The organism is Crateriforma spongiae (assembly GCF_012290005.1).
GTDB lineage: Bacteria > Planctomycetota > Planctomycetia > Pirellulales > Pirellulaceae > Crateriforma > Crateriforma spongiae.
On sequence record NZ_JAAXMS010000005.1, the window covers coordinates 93,976 to 112,018 of the forward strand.

Sequence of the window (18,043 nt, forward strand, 5' to 3'; positions counted from 1 at the left end):
CGGCCGAAAACGATCGGCGTCGGAAAGATCCACGATGTCGGGGTGAGCACGACATCGTTACCGCCCCCCGTGCTGGCTGAGGCATCGGTGCGTCCCGATCGGCGGTGGGGACACCGATCGAGACGCATCGAAAGCGTGATGAAGCATCATGCGACTTCACGGCGACGACGGGCGACGTCAGGAGTGACAGTGCGTCGGACGGCGTCGCTAAACCCTGTCATGCGGACGTGGTGAATGCGTGTCGATTTGGACGAATTCGTTCGTTGATCGAACGTTTCATCGATCGCTGTCCGTGTGCGATCGATACGACCCGACGTATCGAACCCTGATTCACGGACGCCATACCCCTTGCCGGTGCGGGGACCAGTCGGACGTTTGAGCTGAATGATCGCTAGTGCCGTCAGCCTCGGTCCATTCTGCGCAGACCGACTAGCGGATCAAAGCGTCCAAAACCGATCAAGTTCTTGGCGATACAGACAAGGAAACGGTTCAAAACGACCGCGCCCCGTTCATTTGGGTGGCAAATTTGTTTTGACAGAATCGAAACAATTGTTTGCCGTCGCACCACCAATGCCCGCGCTTCGCGGATGGTCCCATGCAGCAGCATCTTTCCAGCATCCAAGCGTCGCGTTTGCTCGGCGTCAGCCGGTCGACGGTCAAACGAATGTGCGATGAGGGCACACTGGCGGTGGTGCGGACCCCCGGCGGCCATCGTCGCATCGCGGGTGATTCGATTCGCAGGTGGATGAATCACCGATCGGACGCCAATGCAATCAGCCATCCCGGCCCTAAACGGCGAACCAGCGTGCTGGCCGTCGAACGGGTGGTGGACATGTTGATCCGGGGCCACAGCATCGACTTGGCCGACGCCATCGTTCGGCGCTCGTGCTCGGTACCGCGTAACGGTGCAGACGACGTGTTCGCATCGGCTCGATCGCTGGCGGAAATCATGGACCAGACGGTCGCGCCGGCGTTGTGGGAGGTCGGCAGTCGATGGGAATCGGGTCGCTTTTGCGTGTACCAGGAACACGAATGCACCGCGACGCTATGCGATGCGTTATCGATGGTGAAACAACAGATGCGAACGGGACCGATGCTGTCGATGACGGAATCGTCCGGCCATCGGTCATCAACGGCGATCAACGATAAGCCCGACGATCAGATCCACGCGGTCGGCTGTGCGGTCGGTGACGAACAACACGACGTCGCATCCAAGATGATCGAGTTGGTTTTGACCGCCGCTGGAATGACGACCCGATCCCTGGGGGCGGCGTTGCCCGTTGACAGTCTGCAAGCGGCAATCAACGATTACTGTCCGCAGATTGTCTGGCTGACTTACACTTGTGTGCAGCAGCCAGACAGCGTGGTTCAGATCAACGATCGTTTGTTTTCGTCGTTGCGTCCCGGACAGCGTTTGGTCGTGGGTGGACAGGCGCTGACGCAGTCGCTTCGTCGCCAAATGCGATTCCATTTCGCCGGCGATTCGCTGTGCCATCTGTTGGATTACCTTGTCGACTTGCGATAAAGTCGATCCGGGAAACATGCCGATTCGGCGACACCCCGCAAGCACGCCTTATCGCGGCGTCGTCGCGTGGCGTGACCATCATGGAAGTGGGGACGACCCCACCGCTCCGGTTCATTCAGGGACGGCCCTGCGGATGCTGTGAATCGAAGATGGCTTGGCTCTTTTTGGTCATCGCCGGCCTGTTGGAAATCGTTTGGGCGATCGGCATGAAGTATTCCGATGGCTTCACCAAGTTTTGGCCGACGGTCGGAACCTTGGCGGCGATGGCGGTCAGTTTCGGATTGTTGGGCGCCGCCATGCGCACCTTGCCCGTCGGAACGGCTTATGGCGTTTGGGTGGGCATCGGAACGGTGGGCACTGTGTTGCTGGGGATCGGATTGTTCAACGAGTCCGCCGATCCGATTCGCATGCTGTTCGTCGGCCTGATCATCGCCGGCATCATCGGGCTGAAGATGACCGCGGCATAGAAGCAAGTTGTGCCGGGGGCGACAGCGCCACAGATCACGGGAACGCCACAGATCAACGGCGGCGGAAATTTTGGGGCGCCCGACGCTCGGGCGTGACGTCCGAGATGCGTGGGCAGCGGTTCACCGTCCACGGGTCAGCACCAGAAGAATCTGGAAAGAACCAGACGCCTGAGGGAGGCAAGAAGGCCTCCGATTCAAAAGAGGCGACGGTGGGATTCGAACCCACGAATAAAGGATTTGCAATCCTTCGCCTTAGCCGCTTGGCCACGTCGCCTGTTGATTTCGTGTTTCGCGGGGCCGCCAGGGATGTCGCGGTGACCGATCCGTCACTGGCCCGCACGTTGAAAACGCGAAAATAGGATGATCGTCCGGTTTAGTCAAGGTTGGCAGTCTTGTGCCGTCTTCGACGACCAAGCCGATCATGACGGTACTATCGGACCATCGGGCATGGTTCCTTTAGGAAGAAATGCAGCGGTTTTGTCCTGTCGGCATGGAATTACGGTCGCCTGGGCCTCCCTGAGCCGGGTGCGGATTTGCTGCATGGAAATGGGGCTAGCTGGACGGTTAAACTGACCACGGTTCAGCGATTGCGTCCGAAAGACAACACTTCATTGCGGGAGACACCGTGTCCGGAAGCCCCTTGGCTACGCCGTCGGAAACAGGATCGGACGACGGCACGACGGCGGTGCCGGATCCGGTGGACGCGCGGCAATTGCGTGCGCGGCTGGCCGACGTGCAACAGAGTTTGGAATCGGTCATCCGCGACAAATCGGCGGTGATCGAAAGAGTTCTGACCGCGGTGCTGGCCGGTGGATCGGTCTTGTTGGAAGACGTCCCAGGGGTCGGAAAGACGACGTTGGCGAAATCGGTCGCCGCGTTGATCGACCTGAAATACCAACGGATCCAGTGCACCCCCGATTTGCTGCCCGCGGACATCTTGGGCGGAGCGATTTATCAACCGTCCAGCGGGACTTTTGAATTCCGCCCCGGCCCGGTGTTTTGCAATCTTTTGATCGCCGACGAAATCAATCGCGCGTCGCCGCGGACCCAAAGTGCCCTGTTGGAGGCGATGGCCGAATCACAGGTCACGATTGACGGAAAACGCTACGACTTGGAACAGCCGTTCATTGTCATCGCGACGCAGAACCCGTCGGGCTTTGAAGGCACGTTCCCGTTGCCCGAAAGTCAGCTGGACCGGTTCCTGATGCGGTTGTCGATGAGTTACCCGAATCCCGAGAGCGAGGTCGACCTGCTGCTTCAGCAACGCGTGTACGAGCCGTCGGCCAATCTGAAGCCGATTCTGCATCGCGAATCGCTGTTGAAACTGCAGGCAGAAGTTCAAAACACGACGTTGGATCGAAAGGTTGCCGGATACCTGGTGGACATCGTCGGGCTGACGCGTCGAGATCCTCGGCTGCGTGTCGGTTGCAGTCCACGTGGTTCAAAAATGCTGATGCGTGCGGCACAAGCCCATGCATTGTTGAAAGGCCGCGATTTTGTATTGCCCGACGACGTGGCGGAACTTGCCCCCGATGTGCTGTCCCATCGCGTGGTTTCGCGATCGGTGTCGGCCACCATGGAAGAAGTCGGCGAGATTCTTCGCGATATCGTTTCGCAGGTGGAGGTGCCTGTTTGAACTCGACAGCATCCAAGGACCGAATCTCGCGTCACACCGAATCGCGTCCGACGCGACGTGGGGTGTTCTGGACGCTGCTTCGTTTTCCCGTGCGAGTCTTTCGCTGGGTGCGGGCAACGATGACTCCGGTGTCGATCACCTTGCTGTTGATCACCATCGTGACGTTGAATGTCATCTGGGGTTATCCGTGGACGGGAATGTTTGCGGCCTGTTGTTCGATGCTGTTTTTCGGCTGGATCGCCAATCGTGCATTTGGGCCACGACTGGATGTCGACGTGATGTCGGCGGTCGCTTGCGAAGCGGGCCAATCCATGATGGTCCGCGTTCATGTGCGCAACGCCGGACGGCTGCCGATCTTGCAAAGCTGGTTTCAGCTGGGGCGACTCAACCGGGACGATGCCACCTCACGTTTGACGTCCGCGGGTGACATTGCCGCGACGACGCAATGGTCGTCACGACGAACAACCGACTGGATCGTTCAATCGTCGCGGCGACGTCTGCCGTTCTTGCGACCGGGTGAATCGATTGACCTGAATTATTCACTGGTTCCACAACGGCGTGGACGGCGCCGCTTGCCGGCGGTGAACTATGCGTCCACATTTCCGTTTCACCTGTTTCGGTTCAGCCGAGGGCACCGCGTCGACGAAATGGTGACCGTCACGCCCCGACCTCTGACCGGCGATGACGGGGACGAAGCGATGCAGTTGATTCAATCGGTGGGACAATGGGCTCGGCGAATTTTGGCTGGTGAATCAATGGAATACACCGGCAGTCGCGAGTACCAGGTCGGCATGTCGGTTCGTCGGTGGGATTTTGCATCTTGGGCCAGGCTGGGGAAGCCGATTGTTCGCGAATTCAGTGCCAACAGCGTGATCCGCGCGACGCTATTGGTGGACACTTCACTGACGATCCCGCCGTTATCATCCAAAGCCAGTCGACGAGATCGGCGACGGCGGATGCAGCATGACCGTCAACGGCTGGAAAAGCTGTTGAGCGCGGCCGCGACGGTCGTTCATCGTTTGACCGAAGATGGCATTCAGGTCGACTTGGCGATTACGGGACAGGACGACGAACAGGGAAACTTAGGAACCGTCACGCAGGGTGCCGTGAACCAAGCAATGCCGCTGCTGATGCGATTGGCGGTTGCCGATCGTTGTCGACCCGAACAGGCCGTCGAAACGATTGCCCAAGCAAGTATTCGGGTGGGGTCGGGGTCTTTGTTGGTGCTGCGAAATGAATCCTTCGACCCATCGGAGGCTCACGCGGCGCTGGTCCGATCCGGCGTGCCGGTGGAACCAGCGGACGTCTTCCGATCCGTCGATCCGGCGGTGGACGGCCAGGCTTTGCTACCGCACCAAGCAAAGGTGTTGGTGATCGACGAAAAGACGACCAATCTTCCAGGCTCCGGTGCAATCAGTAGTGACGAAATGACCGATGTCACTGCGACAGTGGGGCAATCGTCAAGCCGGATGGAGCCGATCGATGCTGCATGATCGCTTGATTCTGAACGGATTGCTTTTGGGGTTGGGGTTGTTCGTCGGTTCAACGTTCGACACCACATCGATGCTATTGCCATTGTTGTTGTTGGCCAGCATCGTCGGACAACATGCGGCGTATCGACGTCAGCGACGCGACGGGGGTGGCACCGACGGCTCTGGTTCTCGCCAACGACTTGCCTTTTTGGCACCGATGGTCGCCATCGTGTTGGCGGTTGCCTGGCGATCGCGTCAGTATGGTGGCGATAATGCCAATCCGATCCAGGCCGCTGCGGATATGATCGCTCACGGCTGCGTTTTCGCATCGATGGTCGGTTGGGTGATGCGGCCCAACCGCGGGCACGTTTTGATGTTGGGCGGCGGATTGGTGGCGGTTTTGGCCTGTGTTTTGGTCGGCGGTGCCAGTCAAACGATTTTGGGCCAGACCACGGTTGGCGTTGTGACCTGTCTTTCGTTTTTGGTCGCGGCACAGATCATCGGTTGGGCTCCGCTGGAACACGCGGGGCAGCATTCCGGTTCATCGGAACGGCGCCGCGATGTCGCATTGACCTCGTCGATCGATGGCGAAAGTTGGTTGGTCCGATTGGCGTCAGGTCCCTGGATGTTTTCGGCTGTCGCGGCGACCGGGATTTTGACCGGAACGACGCTAATGGCCCAGGCGGCCGGTACCCTGTTGCCCGATATCCAAAAGCGGTTGCAGGACCAGTTAAACAACTCGCTTGATGCACTGAGCGATCGGATTGTGATCGCGGGCATGTCCTACGTTCACGGTTCCCGGTTGGGAGTGATTCGAAATCACATTTTGGCTTCGCCAGAGGAAATTGCGTTTCGTGCCTTCGCCGATTCCGCACCCGGCTACCTACGTGGCACGGTGTTCGATACCTACCGGACCAGGCGATGGCTATTGAGCAGCGAGTCAAGTTTTGGGCGACGACGCAACAGCGATTTGACCGTGATTTTTGCTGCGAAGACCGCCACAAGTCCCACGTTTGGTGCGATCAGCGAAGAATTGCTTCGTTTCCCCATTCGCGACGAAGACTATTCGCCCGGCGGACGCGTTCTGTCGGACCCGGCCGGTTCGCCGATCCGTCAGACGAAGACCATCGAGGTTCACAATCGACCGGAAAAGGGCCTGATGATTTTCACATCGCTCAACACGCGATGGATCGAAGCGGTGGCTGACAGCATTCAGTTGACCAGTCACGAAGTCATCGAATCGGGCGTCAATATCACCGAACCCTACGTGTTGGGTGTTGTCAAAGACCCGATTCGACAGCGAATCGCACCGGAGCAACGCGGGGCACTGTTGCGTGTGCCTGGGACGTTGGAATCGACCCTTGCGACGTATGCGGACATGTTGTGCAGCAGCGAAAAAACGTCCCAGCAAAACGCACAATCGGTGGCGCAGTTTTTCCAATCAAAGTTCGAGTATTCGCTGAACCAACAATCTCGGCCTCCACGCGGTGTCGATCCGCTGAAGTATTTCTTGGACACGCGGCATCCGGCACACTGTGAATACTTTGCCTCCGCCACCGCTTTGATTCTTCGGCAGGCGGGAATCCCAACACGGTACGTCACGGGTTATGTGACTTGGGAAAAGAGTACCGAAGAAGAATATTACCTGGCGAGAAACCGGGATGCCCATGCATGGGTCGAGGCGTACGACGACGAGAATCAAGTTTGGTTTGCGGTCGAATCGACGCCCGGTCGACGGTACAGCCAATTGGATTTTGAAAACCAATCGGATTTGGCTAGCGACGACGACTGGTACAACGCAAACCAAGTTGGCGAAGGAGATTCCGGGCTGTTTTCGTGGCTGTACGGTCGCTTGATCGGCAGCGGGGTGATCGCGTTTTTCTCATCCAGTATCCGGTCGGTCCAATTGCCGTTGTTTGTCTTGTTGGTCGGCCTGGTCTGGTTTCGCGGACGCATTCGTCGACAGCAACACGAGACGGACGATGACGTTCGCGCCCGACGAATGTTGCGTCATGTTGATCGCAAGGTGAAACGATATTCACTGATCCGCCATAGCAATGAAACGTTGCATCGATTCGCCGATCGAGTGGAACAGGCTTCCGTAGACGCCTTGTCGCGTTTCCAGCAAACCAAGCGTGGTGTCGATCAGAAGCAATCCGATCGATTGGCGTCCATGGCCGATTGGTATCGACGGTACGCGGCGGATCGCTATCGCGGGCGGACGCCGACGCCGTTCGCGTGATGATCGATTGTGCCCGCATCCGGTAACGACGATACTGGATCAAGAATTTTCGGTGTCATGATCGGTGACGATCACGTCATCGGGCAGGGTCGTACTGTGAATGGCCCCGGCGTCGTCTGTTTCCTCGCAGGGCAGCCAAATCCTAAAACAGCTGCCGCGTCCAACCGGCGAATCCAAGACTTGAATGTCGCCGTCATGTTCACGCAGGATTTTGGCACTAACGGGCAGCCCCAAGCCGGTGCCAGTGGAACCCTTGCTGGATTCGAACAGCGAAAAGATCTTTTCGCGTTGTTCCGGCGGCACGCCCAAGCCGTTGTCGATCACATCGACCCGCCATCCATGGCCGGCGACAAACTTCGTTTGCACAAACACTTTGGCCTGGTCGTCGTCCGGGTTCGGAACGTCTTCGGCCAGCGGACCGGTGGGGGCGTGTGGCGGCAAGCTTTCCAGTGTGTCCGACGTTGATGAAACGTCGTCGGTCGTTTGTTCGATGGACTGAATTTCCGTTATCGAATCCGCGACATCGTCTTGGGCATCCACCCCGGCCTTGGCCGCGTCGATCGCGTTGGTGACCAGATTCAGCAAAGCCCGGTGGATCGCGTCGGGATCAAATTTTGCGGTCGGTAGGTCATCGGCCAAGTCACAGCCCAACTGGACGTCCAGTTCGCGTGCCCGGCTGTGCATCAATTCGATCACGTCGGACACCGTGGCGTTCAAGTCCGCATCGATTCGTTCGGGTTCGCGTTCTTTGGAAAACGACAGCATGTCCAGGACCAAGTTGGAAATGCGATCCTGATTGCGTTCGACGATGGACCAGCCACGTCGCACCGCGTCGTTGTCGTCTCGTTTCAGTCCCGCATCGATCAGATAGCTGCCGCCCCGGATGCCTTGCAAAATATTCTTTACATGATGGCTGATCATCGCGATCGTTTGACCCATCGCCGCTAAGCGTTCGCTTTGCACCAGTGCCGAATAATAGAACGTGTCTTCGATCGCAAGTGCCGCTTGGTATCCGATGGCCGTGATCAAACGCAGGTGTTCGTCGGTGAACCTTGGCTGGCCGCCGCTTTGCATCAGCCGTCCCGGCGAACTGTAGGTGTCAACGTACAATGCACCGACGATGTCATATCGGCCTTGCAGCGGCACGCACAAAGCTTCGCGGACACCTGCCTGAACGATCGACGCGGCCGATTCGAACCGATCGTCGCCTTTTGCATCGGTCGTGCGAACACCTTCGCGACGGTCGATCACGTAGTCCAGGATGGTCCGGCTGATCGCGATCCGTTCGTCCGTGTTGACGTTCGTCGCCGATGATGAATCGGACTTCGGCGAAGTCGTCAGGTGAAGCGAATCGGATTTGCCCAGCGATTCGTTGGGTTTGGATAGTTGGCGGTCGCATCGTGCGGCGGGCTGCAATTGGCCGGTGTCCGGATCCTTCAGCATGATGCAGCCGCGATCCGCATCGACCCAGTCAAAAACCAATTGCAAGATTCGATCCAGCACGGTGTCCAGGTCTTCGCCACGTCCGACGGCGATCGCGGTTCGATAAATGACTTCCAACGATCGTTCGGCGTCCGATGCCGACGGCGGACCGGTTGCGGCGGAACGTGAAAGCGACGAAACGATCTGGCTGGCTTCGCTGTCACGAGATTTGCCGACAATGTCGACCCCGTGGGCGGCATCCAGGGATGCGGGCAGCCCCGTGCCGGTAAAAATCAGCAACGACTGGCCGATTTCGATGCGGTCACCGCTTTGCAGCCAGTGGTTTTGAACTTTTTCGCCGTTGATGCGGGTCCCGTTGCTGCTGCCCAGATCGAGCAGTTGGTACTTGCCCGCGGTCGCTTGGCAGCGGATTTCCGCGTGCGTCCGCGATACTTCACTGTCCAGCAGTTGGATGTCACAGTGGCCTTCGCGTCCGATTCGATGAACGGCCGAACGCAGTTGGAAATAAGATCCCTGATTGCGGCCGCGAACTACAAACAGGGAAGCCATGGGAAGGATCGTCGAAAATAAAAAGCTGGGGCAACTGTGCACGCGGCCGGTCCGAACGGTGCGGCCGCCCACGGTCGTACCAGGCGGTCCGACCTGCCACCGTTGATCGGTGGTCGCATCGATTGACGCTGCACCGATTGTGATCGGCGCGGCGTCTGTGAAGAATGTACCACACGTTTCAGACATCTTTCACGTTGGCGGGCCACCAATCACGTTGGTCTGCAAGCGTGGTCGACCCGTCCGCTGTTGGCGGTTCGCATTGATCAGATCCCAGCGGATATGGTCGACACGCCGCCCATACCCCCCGTTTCCGACGACGCCCACCGATGCAAGAACCCAACGCATTTCGCGACCAGGATTTCCAGGACGACGCATCGGCCGGCAAAGTGGATGGCGATCCGTCATCCGGCGAACAAACGACGCCGACCGACGACGCCACCGACGACGCCACCGACGACTTGATCGCGGCCAGGCAATTGGTCGAAGCCTGTCAAGCGATCCGTCACCAAGTCGCCCAGGTCGTGGTGGGACAAGACGATGTGATCGAGCAATTGTTGATCGCGATCCTGGCCCGAGGCCATTGTTTGTTGGAAGGGGTGCCGGGGCTGGCCAAGACTCTGATGGTCCGTACGTTGGCACAATCGATGCATTTGGAATTTCGGCGAATCCAGTTCACCCCCGACTTGATGCCGGCGGATATCACCGGCACCGACATCATCCAAGAGGACCCCGAAACGAACCGTCGGCAATTGGTGTTTCAACCGGGGCCGGTCTTCACGCAAATGCTGTTGGCTGATGAAATCAACCGAACGCCGCCGAAGACCCAGGCGGCTTTGCTGGAAGCGATGCAGGAACACGAAGTCACTGCGTCGGGGCACACGTATCGGCTGAAAGAGCCCTTCTTTGTTCTGGCCACCCAGAATCCGATCGAACAAGAAGGCACGTATCCGTTGCCCGAAGCCCAGCGGGACCGATTTTTGTTCCACGTCTTGGTCAACTATCCGAATCGTCAGGAAGAGGCCGAGATCATTGACCGAACAACGTCGACGTCCGATTGGAAAGTCCGCGCGGTTGTTTCGGGTGACGACATGGTTCGATTTCAATCGCTGGTCCGCCGTGTGCCTCTGCCCCAGCACGTTCGTGATTGGGTGCTGGAAATGGTTTGTTCGGCGCGACCGAGTGATCCGTCCAGTCCGGCGTGGGTGCGCGAGTTTGTTCAGTGGGGCCCCGGGCCGCGTGCATCACAACAGTTGGTCCTGGCCGCAAAAGCAAGGTGTTTGTTGCATTCACGCAGCGTGGTCAGCGTGGAAGATGTCCAGGCCTTGGCCCATCCCATCTTGCGACACCGAATGGTCCCGACCTTTGCGGCCGAAGCGGATGGCATTCGAGTGGATGACTTGATTGATCGGCTGATGGACGAGACGAAACAAGCGGATCAGTCGGCGCTGTAAGTGGTTGCATCGACGCGTCGGAGACGTGATATGATTTGGCGGCGCCCCCGTGCCCCCCTGCTCCGTTTCAATCCATGGTTACCGCCGAGTCAACGCAATGAGCCAGAGTAATCCGTACGCACCGACTGCTGAAACGATGTCCGCCGACCCGTTCACCACGGTGCCGCAGTCCACCGAGCTAGCGACACTGGGCGAACGTTTTCTCGGGGCACTGATCGATGGCGTGATTCAGTTGGTGCTGATCATCCCGTTTTCGTTCGGAATCGGTTTCGCCTTTGCCGCCGCCGTGGGTGCCGAAGGGGTGCAGACCTATCAATATGCGATCGAAGCGGCGGGGGCTCTGGTCGGCGTAGGGATCTTTTTGGCGTTGAACGGATACTTGCTGGCAAGCAAGGGCAAGACGATCGGCAAAGTCGTGATGAAGACGACGATCGTACACCGCGACACCGAACAACTGCTGCCTTTCTGGCCGCTGATCGGCAAACGTTACGCCTGGCTGTGGGCGTGCAGTCTGATTCCGATCGTCGGTGGGATCATTCCGTTGATCGACGCCTTGCTGATCTTCCGCAGCAATCGCGCTTGTCTGCACGATGACATCGCGAAGACGAAAGTCATCAAGGACCAGATTCGCGCCTGATCAATGAAACGCCGCGTTTGCGATTCGCGTGGCTTTTTTGCGGCGGCAACGTTCCATCGGTCGGACGATTCGGCCGGCTACTTCGACCAAGTCAGAAAGCGGCGTAGCAGTTCTACACCGGGCTGGGTTAAGAAGCTTTCGGGGTGAAATTGCCAGCCTTCCAGCGGATACTCGCGGTGGCGGACGCCCATGATTTGGCGATTGCCGCCGGTGTCGGTCCATGCCGAAACGATCAAATCATCGGGACAAGTTTCCGGGTCGATGACCAAGGAGTGATAGCGGGTGGCGATGAACGGCATGGGCACGCCGGCGAACAGTCCACCATCGTCGTGATGGATCTGGTCCGTTTTTCCGTGCATCAATTCGGGGGCGCGAATGATGTCGCCGCCGAACGCTTGGCCGATCGACTGGTGTCCCAAACAGACGCCCAGCAGCGGAATCTGGCCGGCAAACCGACGCACGCACTGAACGCTGACACCCGCTTCGTTGGGTGTGCAAGGGCCGGGCGAAATGATCATTCGCGAAGGTCGCAATTCGGCGATCGCATCGACCGACATTTCGTCATTGCGAATGACGCGAACGTCGACTGCACCATCAATTTCGCCCAATCGCTGGACCAGGTTGTAGGTGAAGGAATCGTAATTATCGATGACGACGACCATGAGCCTGCACCGGCAGCGAATGTCAATGGGAAAATGCGGAAAGGAATCGAAAAACGGATTCTTCGAAATCGCCGGCGTAAACGATCTTGCGCCGTCTTTGACGCAAAGCTTATAATGCACGGGCCGACAGGGACAGCGACCTCATTTGACGGGTCACGATCCCACGAAACGTGCGTTCAACAACAACGTGTGTTCAACAGCGATTCACCAACGGTGTCGGCCTGGACGGCACGATCCTCGCGGCACGATGTGCCGGCGTCTTGTCGATCCAGGCGGCGTTACCGCGACGGCTCGATCTAGCGATTCTTTTCCTCTTTGAATTTTGGACGTCTCGTTTTGCTTTCGGTTCGCCCCAAAGTTGCCGAATTGGCTTTTCATGTGTTCAGCCGCTCGCTGCACCCGGAACTGTACGTGGTGCATCAGAGTCGACGGATTGAACGCAGCAACTACGAATCGCGGATCGAATTGACCAATTGTGGCCACGTCGTGACGTGGAACGCGGCCGGCGGCACGCTGTGCGAAGTCGCCACCAGTGCCCGCCAACCGCTGCCCAAGCGGCGTTGTCTATTGACCCAACCGCTGAAGGGCAGTCGCACCGAAACGGCCGAATGTCGTGGTGGTGTCAGCTATCGAACCCACTTTCAATTGGAATCCGTTGAACCGGACATGTTTTGGATGGTTCAAAAGCAATTGGGCAACGGACCCACCGAAGGCCTGCTGCACCGTTTCGATTCCAGCGGACGAATGGCTTTTGGAGCTCTCAGCTACATCAACATCGAATTGCGGTTGCGTTCGATGCTGGTCCAAGCCATTCACACCTTTCCCGACGATTACGCGATCGTGAAAGTCGAATCGCTGTTCTCGTTGGAAACTTGATCTATCCAGCATCGGGGTGAATCGTATCGATGAGCGGGGGCGATGCAAAAACGACCGAGGACCAGCGTACGCAAGCCGACGCAGCAGCCCCGGTGCCGGGGACAGCGTCCTGGGATCTGACCCGCTGTGTCGCCGTGCTGGACTTGGCCGATCATCAGGCCGTGCATGCGGTCGCCGGGCACCGGGAATCGTATCGTCCGATTCGTTTGTCGGCCGATGCGTCCGATGCCGGTTCGGTGATTGCATTGACCGATCACTATCTGCGGCTCGGCTTGCGGCAATTCTATCTGGCGGATTTGGATTCGCTTTGCGGCCATGAACCCCAATGGCCAACCTTGCGGCGTATCCTGCGTCATTTGGCAATCCAAGGCGGAATCCGAGGCTGGATCGATCTGGGGTGGACCGGCCAAGAGCCGCCGGAAATTCACAGCGAAGTCAGCCGAATCAGCCGCCAGTACGGCTGGGTGCGTTGGGTGATGGCGAGCGAATCGCTGGCCAACGTTGATGCGCTACAAAAGCGATGTCCGCCGATCGGAACTGATCGGATGGTCTTTAGTTTTGACTTTCGTGGCGGCGAATTCTGGTCGCGCGGCCCGAGCCTGCAACAGTGGCTGGAAACCGTACAGCAGCAGTCCATCGACACGGCGATCATCCTGGATGTCGCTCAAGTGGGAACCGCGTCCGGTGGCAGCGATCCGATGCAGTTGTGCCGCGACGTGATCGGGCAATATCAAACGATGGGCGGTCCAGCGGTGCGGTGGATTAGCGGTGGCGGAGTGCGAAACGCCGATGATGTCCGCAATTTCGTGGACGCCGGCTGTGATGCCGTCCTGGTGGCCACCGCGATGTTGCCGCCTCAGGACTGAGATGGTGGTCGTGGTCAATCGGAGTGATCGACTCGATCGCCTGGTTCAGAACTTCCACCGATATTCCGCTCGAGTTCCGTAGACGTCTTCCAATTGGCGACGCCATCCGTAAACCACATCGAATCGCAGCAGTGATCGATGGCTGATGGGAAACTGGTACCGGGTTCCCACCCCGTATTGGTCATCCGGGACGTCCAGGTTTCGATTGCCATGGGGCGTCAGGTAAGAAAACTCCAGCAGCCATTGGCGGTCCAGCCGTTGTCCGATCAGATCGACGCCGATGCTGAATCCCGTCGTATCGCTGGCGGTGGGATCCAAGGTGGCCAAACCGTTCAAACCGTCGGTGTCAAAATTGATGCCGGTGTTCCGTAAAATCCCGCCCGCGGCGCCCGCACGGGCGACCGATTGCGGCCGGTCCCAGCCGAAAAAGAAGTTGGCGTACGGGACGACTCGCAACGGATTGTCGGTCACCCAGCTGTTTTCCACCAGCAACAGTCCGCCGTCAGCGGTGCGCAGGTCCGCCCGCAGGTCTTGGCCGGTGTTGACGATCAAGCGTACGCTGTTGCTGATTCGATCAAAGTAGCGACGCGTGAAACTGACGGTCATGTTGTGGTAACTGCGTTCGCTTTGGGTGCGGTCACGCAAGTACGCATAGCCGGCTTCGATGTACCCGTCGTAGGCATCGATGAACATGGCTGTTCCAAACGCTTGGGCGGCGTGTTTGTCTGCCCCGAACGCTGGACTGTTCAACTGATCGACGACGGCAAAGAAGGTCCAGTCGTAATTGGCCCAATTCAGCAGTCGACTGTGTTTGGCCGGCAATGCGATGGCGGCACCGGTCACGGCGTCTTCCATCCAGACGCCATTTTGAAACAACAGCGGGATCAGGCCGACCGTGATCGGCAATTCGAAGGGCGAACGCATGTCGTGCAGCCCGGCGGCCATCGCCCCGAGATCGCCTTCGAAAAAGAACGTCACCAAGTTCGGGTCGAACACCGGTTCGTATTGCAGGTCACCGTCGATCAGTTCGATGCGATTGAACTGATTGTTCTTGTCCAGCGGGCCCATGAATGCGTGCAACCGCTCGGTGTCGGTCAATTGCCAATCCATGTCCAGGTTCAACCGTGCGGCCAAGTTGTCGGCACGCCCTCCCGCGTTGCGTCCGCTGCCCAAACCGATCCGATAGTCGCCGTAAACATAGAACTCCGATCGCACCATGTTCATTTGACCGAACCAGTCCTGGCCACGGGGCGTGATGCCATCGCCGTAAAAGATTCGCCCCCACTCGATCCAGGGATGCTGTGTCGGAACGCTGCGTTTGGCGTCGTAAACATACGCCTCGCGCATCGGGTCATGGACCATCGACACGGCGGGCACAGGCGTCGGCGAAAAATCGTTGTAGTGGACCGGTGGCCGATCGCAATCGACCTGAGTGTCAGGCGTCGGCTGCTGCGACGATGCGTTTGTCGCCGGCTTGCTTGCCGTTTGGTCGACGATGCGGTTTGTGGATTCGCGATTGGCTGATTCGCTACCAGCCTTGCTGTTTTCCGGCGAATCCGACGGCTGTAAAGTCTGCGCGGGCGGCTGACGCGGCGCAACGGCCGCCGGCATCATCATCGGCAACGGTTGCGGCTTGGGCGTTGACGCCGCAAACGGATTGTCGCGGATGGGGGAAACACGGCGTTGCACCGGAGGCTTGACGGTGGGCCACAATTTGATCGGCATCGTGTCCGCCGGCGTTTCATCCGACGCGGGCGATCGAGCGGGCGATGGCAGTCGCAGCGAATTTGACTGGCGGCCCGGTGTAGCCGTCTCCTTGGCCGATCCGGCGACCGTGCCGGGCAAACGAAACGGTTGCTGGGCGATCGCCGCACTGACTGACAACACGGAAGCCAGCAGAATAGCGATCAGCAGCGAAGATGGTCGATTTTGTCCATTCGACATGTCAGCGCACCCAGAACGTGTGACTGCGTTGATTGATGTCGATCATGTTCGCGTTCATGCGGCGAATCATGTCCGGCGTGGCACCGATCAATTTCATGAAATAGATCGGTTCGGTCCGGCTTCGCATACGCACACTCAGCCGATAGGGACCGGGCGTCTTCAGTGCGGTGGGCGGAATCGTGTAGTTTGCGATGCGGTGGTCCAGCGGCGGAATCGAATGTGCTTCCATGCGAATCAGCGGCGGGTGATTCAGCACGCTGACCGGCACCGCACCAGGGCGCAGAAACACCAATTGGTCCAAACTGAAGTTCAACGGCAACGACACTTCGCGATCGGTTCCGCGAATGTTATTGATCAAGAACTTCGTTTGCAAATTAAACAGCTCCGCGTCGCGGGGAACGTGTCCCCGAGCCACATCAACGCTGTGCAGATCCGCAAGGTCACCCTGTCGATCCAGGTAACCGGTTTCCCAAACGCGGCGACCTTTCGGATCAATCAGGACCGCGTTAAGCCACAGTTGCGGCTGAGCGCCCAGAGATCCCGTCGGCGCGTTGTGCCCTTCGCTGATGTTGTCGATGCGAAAGCCCACGTGAAGCGGTCGGCCGGACCGCGGTGGATGATAAAAAATTGGGTCGCTGACCTTGATCGCGGATTCCAGGGTGATCGCCGACGACGACCGCTTTTCGTGCACGCGTGCGATGTTTTCATCGATGATCTTTCGTCCATCGATGCGATCGTCGACCGTCGACCAAGGTTCGGGAAAGACCATGGATTCGTCGACGCGATCTTCGAACCCTTTGGTTCCCCATCCGGCATTCACATCGAAAGCCAGCCAGTCGCGTGGCGCGATCTTTCGGGCCTTGGGGTGATGGGGGAAGATTCCCGGATGGGCGATCGAGTATCCCGGACCCCAAAAGGTGTGATTGGAATGTTTCCGAGGCGTGCCAAAGGGTTTGTCATTTAGGACAGCGGCATGGCCTTGTTCGTATCCCAGAGGCTTCCCGGGAACGGCACCCATGTGACAGTCTTGGCAACTGATGCCCTTGGCTTCCGCGGGACCCGACCGATATTGGGCATGAACGATCTCAAGCCATAACCCTGGATGCACGGCGACTTGGTGACAGGAAACACAAACGTCGCTGTTGGTGATCGGTGAAAAGAAGTTGGCCGATGCGTGAATGGGTTGCCCCGGGCCTTTTTGGTCAGGACTTGTTTTCAGTTTCAGCTTGTTCGCTTGCGCCAGCGCATCACGCAATCCGTGGCCGCCGTGACCGCCGTTGACCGGGGCGTGGATATTGCCGGGTTCGATGCGACGGTCACCGTGGCTGCGCCCATAGTGCTCGTTGACTCGGTGACAGGCGATGCATGTGATCCCCTCACGGACCACCGCGGGGGCTTCCAACAAGCTCAGGTCACGAGGCAATTCCAGTTGCGTTTGCACCGGGGAATGGCATCGGACACAGAACGACCCCACGGTTCCCTGGGTCAATTCGGTCATCGCTTGTTCGAACCGCTGGAACATCGGCGACACCGCGGCATAGGCGTGGCTGCTGATGGACCATTCGTCGTACTGCTTGGGATGGCACTTACGGCAGGTCTCCGCCGACGGGTAACAGTTTTCGGTCCACAGTTGCAGGTGTGGGTCTTCCGCTTGGGAATCGGATTGGCCGTCGGCGTTTTTCTTGTCGGTATCTTTTTCAGCTTCTTTCAAGCGGTTCGGCCGCGCCATGTTCAACAGCGGATCGTCGTTCGCTGGCGTCGCAGCATCGGCCGGATCAGCCAGCAACAGACTGTCATCGTCGGCGCGTCCCCACGATGCACCGATCACCGCTACACAGGCGATCGCCATCACGCACGCCAGTGGCCAAGGGCCCGCCATGCGCGTGGCCACACCGTTTCGCAGAGTACGTTTGTTTGGCGTAACGTCCTGTCGAATGTTGATTCGACGCTGTGGCGGCATCTGCACTTCCGTGTTTGCGGTGGGCGATGATCGATCCGCGCAGCGGTTCCGGCGACGGATCAACGATTCCTCGTTTCAATCGATCGACGCGGAATGACCGATCGGATTGGTGCATTTGGGACTGCCCGTGTGATCCGATCGATTCATGCGACCGGTTCGATCGGAAAGATTCGCATCATCCGAAACGGTTAACTGGTTTCGGCCGGCTGCGTAACTGCCACAACCCTTGTAACCGGAATTCTTTTCCTGCCCCGCCCCGCGGGTGGGTGAAAAATGTCGCGGTTTGATGATCTGGCTGAGCCGCGCGGGGCAT

Annotated in this window: 13 protein-coding genes and 1 tRNA gene; 9 read left to right on the forward strand and 5 right to left on the reverse strand. The window is 58.6% G+C overall.

Going from position 1 to position 18,043, the window contains the following annotated elements:
• Positions 1-595 precede the first annotated feature (595 nt).
• Together HFP54_RS14485 and sugE are read left to right on the forward strand one after the other, a co-directional pair.
• Positions 596-1,525 carry a helix-turn-helix domain-containing protein gene (locus HFP54_RS14485; protein ID WP_168565686.1) on the forward strand — a complete coding sequence of 310 codons (930 nt, stop codon included), beginning with the start codon at positions 596-598 and terminating at the stop codon, positions 1,523-1,525.
• A 149-nt stretch (positions 1,526-1,674) separates the two neighbouring features.
• On the forward strand, positions 1,675-1,992 hold the full coding sequence (gene sugE / locus HFP54_RS14490; protein ID WP_146413061.1) for a quaternary ammonium compound efflux SMR transporter SugE: 318 nt from the start codon (positions 1,675-1,677) through the stop codon (positions 1,990-1,992).
• A 201-nt stretch (positions 1,993-2,193) separates the two neighbouring features.
• Here sugE and HFP54_RS14495 read toward each other — a convergent pair.
• A tRNA-Cys gene (locus HFP54_RS14495) sits at positions 2,194-2,266 on the reverse strand.
• Between the two features lie 351 nt (positions 2,267-2,617).
• Here HFP54_RS14495 and HFP54_RS14500 point away from each other — a divergent pair.
• The 3 genes from HFP54_RS14500 to HFP54_RS14510 are packed head-to-tail and all read left to right on the forward strand — an operon-like array spanning position 2,618 to position 7,342.
• On the forward strand, positions 2,618-3,628 hold the full coding sequence (locus tag HFP54_RS14500; RefSeq protein ID WP_231604593.1) for an AAA family ATPase: 1,011 nt from the start codon (positions 2,618-2,620) through the stop codon (positions 3,626-3,628).
• Positions 3,625-5,121 carry a DUF58 domain-containing protein gene (locus tag HFP54_RS14505; RefSeq protein WP_168565687.1) on the forward strand — a complete coding sequence of 499 codons (1,497 nt, stop codon included), beginning with the start codon at positions 3,625-3,627 and terminating at the stop codon, positions 5,119-5,121. Before HFP54_RS14500 ends, HFP54_RS14505 begins: the two co-directional genes overlap by 4 nt.
• Positions 5,063-7,342: a transglutaminase TgpA family protein gene (locus HFP54_RS14510; protein WP_168565688.1), complete on the forward strand. Its 2,280-nt coding sequence runs from the start codon at positions 5,063-5,065 to the stop codon at positions 7,340-7,342. Before HFP54_RS14505 ends, HFP54_RS14510 begins: the two co-directional genes overlap by 59 nt.
• 39 nt (positions 7,343-7,381) lie before the next feature.
• Here the strand turns inward: HFP54_RS14510 and HFP54_RS14515 are convergent, their stop codons facing one another.
• On the reverse strand, positions 7,382-9,334 hold the full coding sequence (locus tag HFP54_RS14515; protein ID WP_168565689.1) for an ATP-binding protein: 1,953 nt from the start codon (positions 9,332-9,334) through the stop codon (positions 7,382-7,384).
• Between the two features lie 326 nt (positions 9,335-9,660).
• Between HFP54_RS14515 and HFP54_RS14520 the strand changes: the two genes are divergently transcribed.
• Both HFP54_RS14520 and HFP54_RS14525 read left to right on the forward strand, forming a co-directional pair.
• Positions 9,661-10,785: an AAA family ATPase gene (locus HFP54_RS14520; protein ID WP_168565690.1), complete on the forward strand. Its 1,125-nt coding sequence runs from the start codon at positions 9,661-9,663 to the stop codon at positions 10,783-10,785.
• A gap of 97 nt (positions 10,786-10,882) precedes the next feature.
• Positions 10,883-11,422, forward strand: a complete 540-nt coding sequence (locus HFP54_RS14525) for an RDD family protein (RefSeq protein WP_146413116.1) — start codon at positions 10,883-10,885, stop codon at positions 11,420-11,422.
• Between the two features lie 77 nt (positions 11,423-11,499).
• Here HFP54_RS14525 and HFP54_RS14530 read toward each other — a convergent pair whose 3' ends face one another.
• The gene (locus tag HFP54_RS14530) at positions 11,500-12,084 is read right to left on the reverse strand and encodes an anthranilate synthase component II (protein ID WP_146413117.1); all 585 of its coding nucleotides are present in this window, start codon (positions 12,082-12,084) and stop codon (positions 11,500-11,502) included.
• Between the two features lie 336 nt (positions 12,085-12,420).
• Between HFP54_RS14530 and HFP54_RS14535 the strand changes: the two genes are divergently transcribed.
• Both HFP54_RS14535 and HFP54_RS14540 read left to right on the forward strand, forming a co-directional pair.
• The gene (locus HFP54_RS14535) at positions 12,421-12,960 is read left to right on the forward strand and encodes a DUF2617 family protein (protein WP_146414310.1); all 540 of its coding nucleotides are present in this window, start codon (positions 12,421-12,423) and stop codon (positions 12,958-12,960) included.
• A gap of 29 nt (positions 12,961-12,989) precedes the next feature.
• Positions 12,990-13,826, forward strand: coding sequence for a HisA/HisF-related TIM barrel protein (locus HFP54_RS14540; protein ID WP_168565691.1), 837 nt, complete (start codon positions 12,990-12,992; stop codon positions 13,824-13,826).
• Between the two features lie 45 nt (positions 13,827-13,871).
• Here HFP54_RS14540 and HFP54_RS14545 read toward each other — a convergent pair whose 3' ends face one another.
• The gene (locus HFP54_RS14545) at positions 13,872-15,770 is read right to left on the reverse strand and encodes a hypothetical protein (RefSeq protein WP_235951827.1); all 1,899 of its coding nucleotides are present in this window, start codon (positions 15,768-15,770) and stop codon (positions 13,872-13,874) included.
• Position 15,771: 1 nt separating this feature from the next.
• The gene (locus tag HFP54_RS14550) at positions 15,772-17,649 is read right to left on the reverse strand and encodes a multiheme c-type cytochrome (RefSeq protein WP_235951828.1); all 1,878 of its coding nucleotides are present in this window, start codon (positions 17,647-17,649) and stop codon (positions 15,772-15,774) included.
• Between the last annotated feature and the right edge of the window lie 394 nt (positions 17,650-18,043).